Raw genomic sequence first — 13,558 nt, forward strand, 5'->3', positions numbered from 1 at the left:
TCGCCACTCGGAGTACATTCTGAAGAACACCAATATGCCAGGGTTCAATCAGGAGCAACAACTGGTATTGGCTTCATTAGCTCGTTTTCAGAGAAAGGCACTAAAGCTTCATGAACTGCCGGAATTCGCGCTCTTCAAAACCAAACATGTCTTGCCACTTATTCGAATTATGCGCTTAGCCGTTCTCATTAATGGGCAGCGCAATGACACGCCATTACCCGACATTCAAATACAGGTGAATGACGATACGTGGACATTGAGCTGTGATGAGGAAAACTGGCTAGAGGACAATAAACTCCTTGAGGCAGACTTAGAGTTAGAAAGAGACATATGGAAAACGGCAGACTGGACATTGAAGTTCTGACGGTTTCAGGTTCAAAAACGCCGAGTGATTAGTGTCTGTTGACCTTAGACTCGGCGTTTTTCTATTTCATACTGGGGTTTTGACTCTAAAGCCCGACTTTCTCTAATTCCTGCTCGGCCATTTCTGGGGAGATTGGAACATAGCCATCCTTAGAGACCAGAGCCTGCCCTTCTTCTGAAAAAATAAAGCGAATGAATTCTGCTTCCAGTGGGCTGAGCGGCTTAGTGGGGTGTTTATTCACGTACACGTAGAGGAAACGAGATAACGGGTAGACACCAGACAAAATATTGCTTCGGCTGGCAGAGATGTATTCTCCACCGTTTCCTGAAATCGGCAACAATCGAACACCGGATACCAAATACCCGACACCAGAGTAACCAATGGTATTGATTGAAGATGCGACGGACTGAACAACGGATGCACTGCCGGGCTGCTCATTCACATTGCGTTTGAAGTCACCGCCACACAAAGCATTTTGCTTAAAGTATCCATATGTTCCTGAAACCGAGTTTCGCCCAAACAATTGTAGCCTTCGCTTCGCCCAGTCTTGCTCAATACCCAACTGCTTCCAGTTCTCTATAGATTCATTTGAACCGCAACGAAGGGTAGAAGAAAAGATGCTGTCTATCTGTGTGAAATTCAGCCCTTCAATAGGGTTGTCTTTATGGACAAAAATTCCGATAGCGTCAATCGCGACTCTCAGTGCCGTTGGTTTGTAACCATGCTGACGCTCAAACGCTTCTTCCTCTCGCGCTCGCATCGGACGGCTCATAGGACCAAACTGCGCCGTTTCTTCCACCAGAGCAGGTGTTGCTGTGGAGGAACCTGACGCCTGAACCTGAACGTTTATGTTGGGGTAAATGTCGTTAAACTCTTCGACCCAGAGCGTCATCATGCTGGCTAGCGTATCCGACCCTACAGACGAAAGGTTGCCCGAAATACCATTGACCTTTTGGTAGGGTTCGAGTTTTTCCTCGGCTTGAGCAAATGGCATGAAGAATCCAAGTAAAACGAATATCAGAAACTTCATAGTCTGGACTCTACCGACAGTCTTTTAGGCAGAACGAACGAGAAGCAACTGCCTTTGCCTACTTCACTATGAATGTTTAGATGCGAATCGTGATGGCTTAACGCGTGTTTCACAATGGCCAGCCCTAATCCGCTGCCACCTGTTTCACGAGAACGCGCTTTGTCTACCCGATAGAATCGTTCAGTCAGTCGATGGATATGTTGCGGTTCGATACCATCACCTGTATCTGCCACTTTCAATTCCGGACCTTCCAAAGTTTGATGCCAGAGTACGGACACCTCTGCGCCCGGAGGGGTGTACTTCACTGCGTTGTAAACCAGATTAGAAATGGCACTGCGAAGCTGATCTTCATCACCATACACATGAAGCCTGTCATCCACTTCAAATTTAAATACATGCCCATCTTCACCGCTGAGCGTGGTTGCCTCTTTCTCTAACACTTCCAGCATGCCGGGCACATTCACCACTTCATCCAATTCGTGCATTGGTGCAGCTTCGATTTTGGATAGAGTCAGTAATTGGTTAACCAAGCTATTCATTCTGTTGAGTTGCTCGGTCATCACTCCGTGCGCTTTACCCCACATCGGACCCACCAGCATCTCAGGATCCTGAGTCATTTCCAGATAACCCTGAAGTACGGTCATTGGTGTGCGCAGTTCATGGGAAACATTGGCAAAGAAATTACGACGCATGCCTTCTAACTGCTTAACCTGAGAAACATCACGTACCACCATCAGATGCTCACCTTCAGTGTACGGCACAATACGAAGCTCCAGAATACGCTCCACATTAAGCGGAGAACGCATTTCTAAAGGCTCTGAAAAATCTTGCTTATTGAGATATTTGATGAAATCTGGGGTTCGGATCAGATTCGAAATAGGCTGTCCAGAATCGTCCGGCCAACGGAAACCCAAAAGGTGCTGAGCTAACTTGTTACACCAGACAATGTTGCCTTCACCTCGAAATACAACAACCGCATCGGGTAAGGATTCCGCACCATTTCGGAAACGGCGAATCAGGTTGGTCAACTCTTTGCGTTTTTTTCGCTGACGTTGCTGAATGCGGTAAATGCCGTTGAATAACGACTCCCACATTCCTGTACCAGCAGGAGGGGTGAGCCTCTTATCATCCCAGAGCCAGGTCGACAGTCTTACCTGGTTATGTAACTGCCACCCAAGCTGAATCGCCGTGGCTGCTAACAGCAACCACGGCATGTATCCGAATATCCACCCTATCACTACCCAAGGGAGGTAAAAAAAAGCCAGCGACCAGGCTAGCTTTTTCCAGGTTAACCTTTCTACCATTCGCTCTCCACGTGTCTTTTGACCTTATGCTCGTGTAGAGAATCGATAACCCGCGCCACGCACGGTCTGTACTAATTTGTCATGACCCGCACCTTCTAACGCCTTTCGCAGGCGACGAATGTGAACATCTACCGTACGGTCTTCTACATAAACGTTGGTTCCCCAAACATTATTTAGAAGCTGTTCCCGGCTGTAAACACGTTCTTGGTGGGTCATAAAGAAATGCAGCATCTTGAATTCGGTTGGTCCCATATCCAACGCCTGTTCATTGGCAGTTACTCGGTGAGAAACCGGGTCTAACTTCAGACCTTGAACATCGATTACGTCTTCTAGGGCAGTTGGAGTGACGCGGCGAATAACCGCTTTCAGGCGAGCGATAAGCTCTTTCGGGGAGAAAGGCTTGGTGATGTAATCATCCGCACCGACTTCCAGACCACGAACTTTGTCTTCCTCTTCACCGCGAGCGGTAAGCATCACGACTGGAATATTCTTGGTCAGCTCTTCACGTTTCAGATGCTTGATAAAGTTAATGCCAGAACCGCCTGGCAGCATCCAATCCAGTAAAATCAGATCTGGGTAGGGTTCGCAAAGTTTGCTGATAGCAGTATCGTAATCTTCTGCTTCGACAGCTTGGTAACCTTTCTGCTCAAGTACGAAACACAACATCTCTCTGATAGGTGCTTCATCTTCAACAACCAGAATCCTTCTAGACATAATTGAATTACCTTTAAATTTAATCAACGTCATGCATTATCGTGATTAATTATGACACTTTTGTGACCCTTGAAAACAAATTTTCACATAAGTTTCATTGTGCAATTTCCAGTTTCGTTCAGGACAAACTCGGAAAAATCCCCTATCATCAGCCCCCTAAACAGAATAAGACGAGAATGGATATGTGGTTTAAAAACTGCCTGGTATATCGCTTTAATCGCGATATCGAATTTAACGCCGAAAAATTAGAAGAACAGTTGCAAGAGTTTCGCTTCACACCGTGTGGCAGCCAGGACAAACAAAAGTTTGGCTGGACGACAGCCATGGGCAGACACGGCGATATGATGACCCACGTGTCTGACAATCAGATCCTTATCTGTGCCAAAAAAGAAGAAAAGATGCTGCCCGCTTCTGTCATTAAAGAATCGCTCAATGCCAAAGTTGAAGCAATGGAAGCCGAAGAAGGTCGCCCTCTTAAAAAGAAAGAGAAGGACACGCTAAAAGAAGACATCATCATCGATCTTCTTCCGCGAGCATTCAGCCGCAGTAATGTCACGTTTGTACTGATTATGCCTAAAGATGGCTTTATCCTTGTCGACGCAAGCAGCTACAAAAAAGCTGAAGATGTGCTGGCACTGCTTCGTAAAACCATGGGTAGCTTGCCTGTTATTCCTGCCATTCCAGAACAGGCGGTCGAATCCACGATGACTGAATGGGTGAAAACATCGAACACCGCGACAGGATTCACTATGCTAGATGAAGCAGAACTAAAATCCGTACTGGAAGATGGCGGTGTGATTCGCTGTAAGAAGCAAGAATTGTCCGCAGATGAAATCCTGTCTCACATTGAGGCCAACAAGCTGGTGACCAAGCTTGCACTGAACTGGGAAGACAGAATCGAGTTCATTCTCGCCGATGATGGCAGTATCAAGCGCCTGAAATTCAGTGATGAACTCAAAGACCAGAACGAAGACATTCCAAGAGAAGATCAGGCGGCACGATTCGATGCAGACTTCTCATTAATGTGCGGCGAATTCAGTGCTTTCCTTCCATCACTTTATGACGCTTTGGGCGGCCTGCCACATAGTGAGTAACAAGCAAACTTTCTAGGTATAAGGTGCTTGCAACTATCTGTTTTAATATGAGTAGCTTGCACCTGCTTTTCAAATGTGAATCAAGTCGAGTATTTATGTAACTATCCTAGAACAGACATCTCATTACATGTAGCTTACGCGCCCTCTGACTTTCGCAAAGCTATAAAGGGAATGAATGTGAAAATAAAAGTTGCATTGGCGTGTATTACTACACTTGTACTATCTGGTTGTGGTGGCGGTAACAACGGGGATAATAATGTCGAGGCAACAATCTCTGAACCTGTTTCATCACGTATATCTAAGAAGTTTGTAGATTTTGATAGTGATGGTGTACCTGAGTTTGAAACTCTATATACCTACAATAGCGACGGATACATTACTTCAGAGCTCACCCGTCGGCTCACAACCGACAAGGATCTATCGTATGGTTCATTACGTATAAAACAAGATACATTCGAGGTTGTAACAAACTTTGATGACCAGAACTTTCCCACATACATAGAAGAACTCATAGATGGAGTAAGTAGATCGAAAGCTGTGTTTACATTTAGTAGTTCAAATAGAATAGGTGATATCGTCGAGGGAGATAAAACATATCGTTTTTTCTATGACTCAGAAGGGAAAGCACAAAAAGTTGAGCTTTATGATTCTGATAACAATGTGTCAGATACCTACACATATACTTACAATGAACTTGGCCAGCTAATTAAAACTCTATCTAATAATATGAGTTTGGTTTTCAACTGGAACAAAAATAACTTAGTCAGTGAATTGCATTTGTCTTTTAACACTAATCATCTGAAGGTTTCCCAAGATAGGTATTACACATACGAAAGTGGAAGACTTAAAACGGAAAGCATTGACAGTTCCACTTCTCTCGGTAGTCAAAAAACTGAAAAACATTCCACTCTTGTTGAGTTTATAATTGATGAAAAAGCGGGCAAGACTGTCGGAGAAAAACGGACATCTAAAGATGAAAAAGGTGACATTAATAGTCCCTTTTCATATGAAACTTCTTATGAAACAGAGGAAGGTGAATGCATGGAAGTCGGAAGATTACACTCACAACTGTATAAGTCTCCAATTAAAAGCGGTAAGACCACACAACTGCTTAACAACTGTAGCCTTTAACTTCTCGGCTAATACCCACACAAATTTACTGGTAAGAACCTTCCAGAAAGCGTAAAATTTGCGCCCTCCGATGCCACTGGGTGGCATCGGTCTGACTTGAAATCAGAAATAGAGAAGAAGCAATGTTCAAACCAGAATTACTGTCGCCGGCAGGAAGCCTTAAAAATATGCGTTACGCATTTGCCTATGGAGCCGATGCGGTATATGCCGGTCAACCCCGTTACAGCCTTCGTGTTCGTAACAATGAATTCAATCATGAGAACCTGAAAATAGGCATCGACGAAGCCCATGCTCAAGGCAAAAAGCTTTATGTCGTCTGCAACATTCAGCCTCACAACTCTAAGCTCAAAACCTTTATCCGCGATTTAAAGCCAGTGGTAGAGATGAATCCCGATGCTCTTATCATGTCGGACCCTGGTCTTATTATGATGGTACGTGAGGCATTTCCTGATATGCCAATCCATCTGTCGGTTCAGGCTAACGCGGTAAACTGGGCAACGGTAAAATTCTGGGCAGCAAATGGCGTTGAGCGCGTGATAGTATCTCGTGAGCTGTCGTTAGAAGAAATTGAAGAAATTCGCGAACATTGCCCTGAAACAGAATTAGAAGTCTTCGTTCATGGTGCATTATGCATGGCATATTCCGGACGCTGCCTGCTGTCTGGCTACATGAACAAACGTGATCCTAACCAAGGCACCTGTACTAATGCGTGCCGATGGGAATACAACGTAGAGCAAGGAAAAGAAGACGAATCTGGTCAGATCGTAGAAAAATTTGATCCTGCAGAAGCGCAAAGCATTGAAGTACAGGACGAACGCCCGGACAACACTCTAGGCCTAGGTAAGCCAACGGATGAAGTAGTTCTTTTATCTGAAAGCCATCGTCCAGAAGAAAAAATGGCGGCATTCGAAGATGAACACGGCACCTACATCATGAACTCGAAAGATTTACGTGCGGTTCAGCATGTCGAAAGATTGACTAAAATGGGTGTGCACTCACTGAAAATCGAAGGTCGTACTAAGTCTTTCTACTACTGTGCACGTACCGCTCAGGTATACCGCAAAGCTATCGATGATGCTGTCGCAGGCAAACCGTTCGACGAAACACTGATGGGCACATTGGAAAGTCTTGCTCACCGTGGTTACACAGAGGGTTTTCTTCGCAGGCACACTCACGATAGATACCAAAATTATGACTACGGATACTCCGTCTCTGATTCTCAGCAATTTGTAGGAGAGTTTACGGGTAAGCGTCGTGGCGATCTGGCTGAAGTCGAAGTGAAGAATAAATTTGTACTCGGTGATACGTTAGAGCTAATGACACCGCAAGGAAACGTTACCTTCACGCTCGAAGCGATGGAAAACCGTAAGTCCCAAGCCGTTGATGACGCCAAAGGTAATGGGCACTTCGTATTTATTCCGGTTCCGGAAGAGGTGGACCTGGACTATGCACTGCTTATGCGTAATCTAAACTCAGGACAAGATACCCGTAACCCAACAGGTAAGTAAGCAATGGCGTTGCTGATTAAAGACAGCTGCATCAACTGCGATATGTGTGACCCGGAATGCCCGAATGGTGCTATTTCCATGGGTGACAGTATTTATGAGATCGACCCTGACTTGTGTACTGAATGCAAAGGGCACTATGAAAAGCCGACGTGTCAGTCCGTTTGCCCAATCACTAAATGTATCGTGGTAGACCCCAATCATGTCGAAACGGATGAGCAGTTACTTGAAAAGTTTGTCATCATTCAAGGATTGGCGTAACCGCTATTGAAACAAGCTAAATAATAAAAAATAGCCCGGATTTAACCGGGCTATTTTTTTGTGTCCATTAAATAAAGTAAACGCTTAATAGTGTTCTGCGTTGTCGTAATATTCATTTGACTTCAATGCTGTAAATATCACCGCAACATCCACATCACTTCCAACAACTTGACGCAGACGTTCAGTAACGACTTTAGCCACTTTATCTTGCGTTTCCTGACCACGATCGAACCATAAAATTTCTACAAATGGATAAGCAGGTTCAACTTTGCCACTGTGGAAGAAAGTTGAGTAGATGTATTCGAAGGTAAAATCTTCGTTTGGGCAATCCATTAGAGGTTGTAGGTCCTCTAATAAGACTTCGGAAAGTGTTTGTACAGTTTGTGGCTCTACAGCTCGAAAACGCAAATGCGGCATGACATGCTTCCTATTATTAATTTGCTAGAAAGCATATCACGGTTCTATTCATGAGTTATCAGATTGTTATGAAGAAACCTTGTTACTGAGATAACTGATCCAACCCTTGGCGGAATCGGAAGGAATTTTTTCATTCAGCCTTTTGGCTTCTGCTAAGGCGTCCTGGAATCGGTTTAATTTGTACAATAAACGAATCTTTGCCAGAGAAAAGTCGCGTCTATCTGCGTAGGGTCTCGCTTTATCTATAATCCCAATTGCCTGTTGGTAACGAGATTGCTGAATCAGCAATTGCGCCAGTCGCCAGTGGTACTTCGGATTAATTTTAGAAACCGTCTGCCATGCACTAATGGCGTTATCCCACTCTTTGGCCACTTGCCAGTAATTTGCCTGCATCCTCAAGTTTTTTTCACTCTTCGACTTTGGATACTTAGCAAACATTTCTTTTAGTATTCGAGCGGCTTTCTCAGGCATTCTATGTTGCCCGTAGAGCTGTGCCATCACGATGTATTCATTTATGGTGAAATGAATACCCTGATGCTTACTTAAAGCGTAAGTTTCGAGCGCGCTTTGCTGTTTCCCTTGCTGCAATTGTGTCGAGACTAATTGTTGCCACCAAGACTTTTGATTCGGTTCGAATCGGAGTATTCGATTCACCGTTTTCTCGGCGTCTTTCCATCTCTCTAACTGAAGCTCAGAAACGACTCGAATCTTAAGTGCTTGTAATGTTTCACGCGAGTTGCTCGGCTTGTACTGCTTAATTCGAGCAAGTGAAGACTTCCAGTTTTGCTGCTGGTAGTACGCCATAGACATTCTGAGCTGAATGGCATTTTTATCTTTTATTAACTGTTTTTTTACGTTGTTATCTGACGCTGGATAATCCGTTTTCAACAACACCAGATAATGCTGTATGGCTTGTTTAAATTTTTGCTCTGAGAACAAAATATCAGCCAACATTTGACGTGTCTTCCACTGGTCTACAGGTTGCAAAGCATTCACTTTTACAGACACATCCAGTGACTTTATTGCTTTAGCCGCATTTTCAGATTGCCAGTAATATACACCCAGAATTCGCTTGGTGAATGCTTTATCGTAATCTGATTTTAAGGACATACCTTCCAGAAGAACAATAGCTTCATTAAGCTTGTCCTCCTGTTGAAGTTCGCTGGCCTGATGCAGTTTTTTACCGGCATAATTAGAGAGCTTACTGGCTTGAACACTAAGGCTCGAGAACAGTAAACAGGTTCCTAATGTCACTGCAAGAATGCGTTTCATACCTATTTGCTCATCTTAAATTCAATTTTCACACGCTGATCAAGCTGCTTGACGGCTTTCCCACCCTCGAGCTTAGGTTGATATTTCCAACGTTTCAGGGCGTTCATTGCCTCACGTACAAAAATTTTGTTCGGGTGGACTTCAACCAAATTGATGTCTTCTGGTCGTCCTTGTTCATCAATGGTAAAACTCAGGACAACATAACCTTCCATTCTGCGCTTTTGAGCTCTAGGCGGATATCTAGGCTCAACCCGATATAAAGGTAGGGCTTGTTGATCCTGACCGATTCCATCCAAAGAAGGCATAGATACCGCGACACCTAAATTAGCCAGAGCCAGTTTGGGGGCGGTTAATGTTTGAGGGATCTGAGCCTTTGCTACATTCGGTGTAGAGGTTGGTAAAGGTTTAGGTTGGTCAGGCAACTTAGGCGGCTCTGGAAGCTCTCTCTGACGTCTCTGAACATTAGCCTCCGGCTCCTGCATAACGAGATCAAACATGACCGAAGGTTTGGATTCCTCTAGCTTTCCGTTTTGGCTGCTGACCATCCATGCCATAAAGTAAAAAAGCGACGCTGATACGATGAAAGCAACAGGTAATGCGAGAAACAGTCTTTTCATGACTTCGAACTTACCTTTTCTCTTCCGTCGCCAAAGCAATTTTATCGACACCCGCTCCTTTAGCGGCATCCATCACTTCCACAACCGTGCCGTTATAAGAGTGCTTATCAGCCTGAATCACTAAACTTGCGTCGGGCTTATCTAAAAGAAGCGTTTCCAGAGCAGCCTGAACTCGTTCAACATCGACTCGACGTTTATCAATAAAGACGTCGTTGGATGCCGTAATAGCGATAAAGATACCCGCATCTTTCTGGCTGCTGGCGTGCGCTGCCTGTGGTCGATTGACTTCAACCCCAGACTCTTTTACAAACGAACTGGTTACAATGAAGAAGATCAGCATGATGAACACGATGTCCAGCATGGACGTTAAGTCGACCGTAGCTTCTTCTTTTGCTTTAGCGGGACGAACCAATCTCATTCGCCACTCCTTAATTGTTGTTCAAGTTTTAATGCATTTTTGTTTGCCATCTTAACCAAACGCGAATGGGCAAACATCCCTGCTAATGCGGCTACCATTCCGGCCATTGTTGGTAATGTAGCCATCGAAATGCCGGAAGCCATAAGTTTTGGCTCACTGCTGCCCGCTAGAGCCATAAGATCAAAAACGGCGATCATCCCTGTAACGGTTCCTAACAAACCGAGCATGGGACATAGGCTCACCAATGCTTTGATGAAATCCAAATGCTGATTCAACTGGAGCGTGGCCTTATGCATAACACCATCTTTATGAGCTAATGCGTACCAAGACTCATGTTCAACACGTTCATTCCAATCCTGAATCCACTTCTGCTTTTGTTTGCCAAAACTGAAACTGAGAAACAAAACGCGTTCGATGATCAGTAACCAACATAGAAATACAACGCCCGCCAGCCACCACAGAACCTGACCACCTCTTGCCATAAATTCAGCAAGAGTGTTGACTTCGGTTTGGTGATAAACGAGTGCTAGGTTCTCAATCATACCTATGCCGCCTCGGCTAGCGTCTCTGATTCTGCACGTTGGGCAACCAGGCTTACACCTTGTTTCTCTAATGTGCCTTTAATCGCTTCAGCGCGGCTAGAAAGAATGTTATGTGCCAGCAGTAATGGTATTGCGGCTACCAACCCCATGACTGTCGTGACAAGTGCCATAGAAATACCACCGGCCATCACTTTAGGGTCACTATTGCCGAATTGAGTAATGACCTGGAATGTTTCGATCATTCCCGTCACTGTACCCAGCAAGCCAAGCATTGGTGCCAGCGCAGCCATCAACTTAAGCATTGACAACCCACGCTCCAGACCATGTTGCTCATCCAGAATACGCTCCAATAGTCGCAGCTCAATAGAGTCAATCGACTGTTGTTTGTCGCTTTCAAAAGCCTGAAGGATACGTCCCATAGGGTTGTTACCCGGTTGCTCAGGCTTCTTCAATTGACTAGAAATCTTAGCTTGAGTAATAAGAAGAACAATGCCTCGATAGAGCGCAATAATTAGACCTGATGCTAGTAAAGCAATAATAATCTTACCGACAACGCCACCTTGCTCAATGCGTTGCCATAAGTTGGGCTGATTGGCATACTGCTCAAGTAACAAGCCACGGGTAGGATCAAGCAAAACATCTGAACCTTGAGTCACTTGAGAAGCCACAGTCGAGTTCTTTGGAAGAGCTTGATATTGAGTAGCAAACTGGTTTTGAGAGTCCCACTTAAGATGACCAAACTTGGAAACTAGTGCCATATCACCCAGTTGGACCGCTGTTTCCTGAGACTGGCTACCATCTCCATTAACAAATGGCACTTTGACTTCAGAAATATAACCACTGGCTGAAATCTTGTATTCAACCGCTTTCCAAAACCCTTCAAGCATATTGAGCGATGGCAAAGCTTCTGTGCTGATTACTCGCTCAATCAGAGCGAGTTCTTCAGAAGCATCAGGAATAAAGGAGTTCTGATAGTCTTGCTTCACCTCTTTCGCCGATTGTCTGACAACACCAAACAATTCGCCTAAGCTGCCTGTTTCAATCTGGAGCTGTTTTTCCTTTTCAGAAAGCAGCCGCTCGTTTTCACTAAACTGCTCACTTAAGCTTTGGTTTTCTTTTTCCAAAGCAGCCAGCGCTTTTTCAAGCTGTGATTTCTTCTTGGCAAGTGCTGCTTTCTGTTCCTTGGTAAGTTGTACCCTCTCAGCACTGTTAGCACGCTCAGCTTGATACACCTTATTCGCAGTATTATCGATCTGAGATAAGCTTTGCTCCGCATTAACTGATAATGTCACTGACAGTGTTGCAATCGCTAGTGCATTAAATAAATGCTTCATATTACAGCTCCTTCTCAGACGTAGTGATAGACAGAGGTAATGTCACCACAGAAGGTGCCTGCTGTTTTGCAGCCATCGCAAATGCTTTATTGATTTCTATACCCTTTTCTTTTGGAAGTTCTTCCCACGTTTTATTTTGTTGTCTCCACACCCAGTATTTTTGGTTGTCGAGACTACGGGAAACCAAACTAACCCGACCGAAGTAGAGTTGCTCGACCTGACGAACCCCATCGTTGAGTTCGATTTCTGCCGGATAAGCGCCAAGCTTTGTTCCATAATCAATCTCGATTTGGTACGCCTCTAGGATCCTACGGTATTTTTCTGCTTCGGCTACATCAGCCCTTCCCATAAGAAGCTTGATATCGTCCAGGCGTTTTTGGCGGGCTTCATGTCGAAGGGGAACATCGCTGGTAAGTACAGATTCAAGCCCATCAATCATTCGGTACATTAGCGGTACAATGCCCTGACGAGTGTCTTCAATGTCTTTTAACTGCTGCTCAAGGCTATCCAATTCAGTGTTCTGACTTGTTACTAGTTTGCGAAGATGATTTCTATAAAGCGTTAGGTTTTCAATCTGAGTTTCCAACTGCTCTATTTCCGATTGCAAGGTAAACGATGCTTCAACATTGGCATCAACATTTGCCTGAGCCTTTTGCATAGTCTTGTTGGTTTTTTTCTCAATTGCTCTGGCTTTATCTAGATCATCAGCCAGCGATGTAGTGGAAACACTCATAGCAGCAATAGTGACTGCCAAAGCTTTAACCCCTTTAGAAACGATATCTTTCATTAGTAACTCTTAGACGAATCCATGTCGTCTACCACATATGATATGAATGGATAACAATTCCAAGCTCACAGCAATTTCCTGAACAGGTCATTGAGTTTAAGAATTGGTGTATAACAATAAGGCGATTATTAAATCAAAGATGGGAATAATTTTCATTAACTTTCTAAAGTTTTACATTTGACAGATTTGTAAAGATAACTTCCAGAGATATGGGCAATTTTTCAGAGGTCAGCAAAACACTAAGCTTTGGGGAATGTAGAGGTATCGAGAAAAACTTCTGATGTGTTCTTATCTAAGACTCACTTGATTACAAAAGCAATAGATGCAAAAAAGCCCCAGCATTTCTGCTGAGGCTTTCTGTATGGCAGGGGTGGAGAGATTCGAACTCCCAACACGCGGATTTGGAATCCGCTGCTCTGCCAATTGGAGCTACACCCCTGTAGTTCGATTTTATAGAGTCGACACTCTGAATAAATGGCGGAGTGGACGGGACTCGAACCCGCGACCCCCGGCGTGACAGGCCGGTATTCTAACCAACTGAACTACCACTCCGCAGTGGAATACCCGCTTATCATAAGCAGATGTTCAAATGTAAAGCCTGGCGATGTCCTACTCTCACATGGGGAAGCCCCACACTACCATCGGCGCTATTGCGTTTCACTTCTGAGTTCGGCATGGAATCAGGTGGGTCCACAACGCTATGGTCGCCAAGCAAATTCTTTAATCTGGAAAGCTGTTTTTTTTAGTTCTTACACATTCAATGTTCTG

Annotated in this window: 14 protein-coding genes, 2 tRNA genes, 1 rRNA gene and 1 pseudogene; 5 read left to right on the top strand and 13 right to left on the bottom strand. The window is 44.5% G+C overall.

Annotated features, from left to right (window positions below; translation table 11 throughout):
- Positions 1 to 364: pseudogene (locus RH89_RS29850) on the top strand (exopolyphosphatase); the annotation flags it as partial.
- An 85-nt stretch (positions 365 to 449) separates the two neighbouring features.
- Here RH89_RS29850 and RH89_RS05365 read toward each other — a convergent pair.
- From RH89_RS05365 to phoB, 3 genes are read right to left on the bottom strand one after another with little or no spacing between them, the layout of a single operon-like run.
- Positions 450 to 1,394: a PstS family phosphate ABC transporter substrate-binding protein gene (locus RH89_RS05365; protein ID WP_004400018.1), complete on the bottom strand. Its 945-nt coding sequence runs from the start codon at positions 1,392 to 1,394 to the stop codon at positions 450 to 452.
- Positions 1,391 to 2,698 (bottom strand): phosphate regulon sensor histidine kinase PhoR, encoded by a 1,308-nt coding sequence (gene phoR, locus RH89_RS05370; RefSeq protein WP_004400019.1) that lies wholly within the window; start codon positions 2,696 to 2,698, stop codon positions 1,391 to 1,393. Before phoR ends, RH89_RS05365 begins: the two co-directional genes overlap by 4 nt.
- A 24-nt stretch (positions 2,699 to 2,722) precedes the next feature.
- Positions 2,723 to 3,412 carry a phosphate regulon transcriptional regulator PhoB gene (gene phoB / locus RH89_RS05375; protein WP_004400020.1) on the bottom strand — a complete coding sequence of 230 codons (690 nt, stop codon included), beginning with the start codon at positions 3,410 to 3,412 and terminating at the stop codon, positions 2,723 to 2,725.
- A 182-nt stretch (positions 3,413 to 3,594) separates the two neighbouring features.
- Here phoB and rdgC point away from each other — a divergent pair, with 182 nt between their 5' ends.
- The 4 genes from rdgC (at position 3,595) to RH89_RS05395 (ending at position 7,403) form a co-directional block, all read left to right on the top strand.
- Positions 3,595 to 4,506, top strand: a complete 912-nt coding sequence (rdgC, locus tag RH89_RS05380) for a recombination-associated protein RdgC (RefSeq protein ID WP_004400021.1) — start codon at positions 3,595 to 3,597, stop codon at positions 4,504 to 4,506.
- 177 nt (positions 4,507 to 4,683) lie between these two features.
- Complete coding sequence (locus RH89_RS05385; protein ID WP_004400022.1) at positions 4,684 to 5,637, top strand: hypothetical protein; 954 nt, start codon at positions 4,684 to 4,686, stop codon at positions 5,635 to 5,637.
- 122 nt (positions 5,638 to 5,759) lie between these two features.
- A complete protein-coding gene (gene trhP / locus RH89_RS05390) occupies positions 5,760 to 7,145 on the top strand; it encodes a prephenate-dependent tRNA uridine(34) hydroxylase TrhP (protein WP_004400023.1) in 1,386 nt (461 codons plus the stop codon).
- 3 nt (positions 7,146 to 7,148) lie between these two features.
- Positions 7,149 to 7,403, top strand: coding sequence for a YfhL family 4Fe-4S dicluster ferredoxin (locus tag RH89_RS05395; RefSeq protein ID WP_004400024.1), 255 nt, complete (start codon positions 7,149 to 7,151; stop codon positions 7,401 to 7,403).
- 84 nt (positions 7,404 to 7,487) lie between these two features.
- Here the strand turns inward: RH89_RS05395 and RH89_RS05400 are convergent, their stop codons facing one another.
- The 10 genes from RH89_RS05400 to rrf all read right to left on the bottom strand — a co-directional run bounded on the left by RH89_RS05400 (position 7,488) and on the right by rrf (position 13,502).
- Positions 7,488 to 7,820, bottom strand: coding sequence for a DUF1904 domain-containing protein (locus RH89_RS05400; RefSeq protein WP_004400025.1), 333 nt, complete (start codon positions 7,818 to 7,820; stop codon positions 7,488 to 7,490).
- A gap of 66 nt (positions 7,821 to 7,886) precedes the next feature.
- Positions 7,887 to 9,092 (bottom strand): tetratricopeptide repeat protein, encoded by a 1,206-nt coding sequence (locus tag RH89_RS05405; protein ID WP_004400026.1) that lies wholly within the window; start codon positions 9,090 to 9,092, stop codon positions 7,887 to 7,889.
- 2 nt (positions 9,093 to 9,094) lie between these two features.
- Positions 9,095 to 9,709 (bottom strand): energy transducer TonB, encoded by a 615-nt coding sequence (locus RH89_RS05410; RefSeq protein WP_004400027.1) that lies wholly within the window; start codon positions 9,707 to 9,709, stop codon positions 9,095 to 9,097.
- A gap of 10 nt (positions 9,710 to 9,719) precedes the next feature.
- Positions 9,720 to 10,127, bottom strand: coding sequence for an ExbD/TolR family protein (locus RH89_RS05415; RefSeq protein ID WP_004400028.1), 408 nt, complete (start codon positions 10,125 to 10,127; stop codon positions 9,720 to 9,722).
- Positions 10,124 to 10,669: a MotA/TolQ/ExbB proton channel family protein gene (locus tag RH89_RS05420; RefSeq protein WP_004400029.1), complete on the bottom strand. Its 546-nt coding sequence runs from the start codon at positions 10,667 to 10,669 to the stop codon at positions 10,124 to 10,126. The genes RH89_RS05415 and RH89_RS05420 overlap by 4 nt, the downstream gene beginning before the upstream one ends.
- Before the next feature lie 2 nt (positions 10,670 to 10,671).
- Complete coding sequence (locus tag RH89_RS05425) at positions 10,672 to 12,003, bottom strand: MotA/TolQ/ExbB proton channel family protein (protein WP_004400030.1); 1,332 nt, start codon at positions 12,001 to 12,003, stop codon at positions 10,672 to 10,674.
- A 1-nt stretch (position 12,004) separates the two neighbouring features.
- Positions 12,005 to 12,790: a DUF3450 domain-containing protein gene (locus RH89_RS05430; protein WP_004400031.1), complete on the bottom strand. Its 786-nt coding sequence runs from the start codon at positions 12,788 to 12,790 to the stop codon at positions 12,005 to 12,007.
- Positions 12,791 to 13,152: 362 nt separating this feature from the next.
- A tRNA-Trp gene (locus tag RH89_RS05435) sits at positions 13,153 to 13,229 on the bottom strand.
- 36 nt (positions 13,230 to 13,265) lie between these two features.
- Positions 13,266 to 13,342 (bottom strand) — tRNA-Asp (locus RH89_RS05440).
- A 44-nt stretch (positions 13,343 to 13,386) separates the two neighbouring features.
- A 5S ribosomal RNA gene (gene rrf / locus RH89_RS05445) occupies positions 13,387 to 13,502 on the bottom strand.
- Positions 13,503 to 13,558: the final 56 nt, after the last annotated feature.

This window comes from Vibrio nigripulchritudo ATCC 27043, from assembly GCF_000222685.1.
Classification (GTDB): domain Bacteria; phylum Pseudomonadota; class Gammaproteobacteria; order Enterobacterales; family Vibrionaceae; genus Vibrio; species Vibrio nigripulchritudo.

What these genes read in the sequence shown, in the direction of transcription:
- RH89_RS05405 (WP_004400026.1), bottom strand. Translation starts at nt 9,092, where the DNA reads ATGAAACGCATTCTTGCAGTGACATTAGGAACCTGTTTACTGTTCTCG.
- RH89_RS05425 (WP_004400030.1), bottom strand. Translation starts at nt 12,003, where the DNA reads ATGAAGCATTTATTTAATGCACTAGCGATTGCAACACTGTCAGTGACA.
- RH89_RS05410 (WP_004400027.1), bottom strand. Translation starts at nt 9,709, where the DNA reads ATGAAAAGACTGTTTCTCGCATTACCTGTTGCTTTCATCGTATCAGCG.
- RH89_RS05395 (WP_004400024.1), top strand. Translation starts at nt 7,149, where the DNA reads ATGGCGTTGCTGATTAAAGACAGCTGCATCAACTGCGATATGTGTGAC.
- RH89_RS05365 (WP_004400018.1), bottom strand. Translation starts at nt 1,394, where the DNA reads ATGAAGTTTCTGATATTCGTTTTACTTGGATTCTTCATGCCATTTGCT.
- phoR (WP_004400019.1), bottom strand. Translation starts at nt 2,698, where the DNA reads ATGGTAGAAAGGTTAACCTGGAAAAAGCTAGCCTGGTCGCTGGCTTTT.
- RH89_RS05420 (WP_004400029.1), bottom strand. Translation starts at nt 10,669, where the DNA reads ATGATTGAGAACCTAGCACTCGTTTATCACCAAACCGAAGTCAACACT.
- RH89_RS05415 (WP_004400028.1), bottom strand. Translation starts at nt 10,127, where the DNA reads ATGAGATTGGTTCGTCCCGCTAAAGCAAAAGAAGAAGCTACGGTCGAC.
- rdgC (WP_004400021.1), top strand. Translation starts at nt 3,595, where the DNA reads ATGTGGTTTAAAAACTGCCTGGTATATCGCTTTAATCGCGATATCGAA.
- RH89_RS05430 (WP_004400031.1), bottom strand. Translation starts at nt 12,790, where the DNA reads ATGAAAGATATCGTTTCTAAAGGGGTTAAAGCTTTGGCAGTCACTATT.
- trhP (WP_004400023.1), top strand. Translation starts at nt 5,760, where the DNA reads ATGTTCAAACCAGAATTACTGTCGCCGGCAGGAAGCCTTAAAAATATG.
- phoB (WP_004400020.1), bottom strand. Translation starts at nt 3,412, where the DNA reads ATGTCTAGAAGGATTCTGGTTGTTGAAGATGAAGCACCTATCAGAGAG.
- RH89_RS05400 (WP_004400025.1), bottom strand. Translation starts at nt 7,820, where the DNA reads ATGCCGCATTTGCGTTTTCGAGCTGTAGAGCCACAAACTGTACAAACA.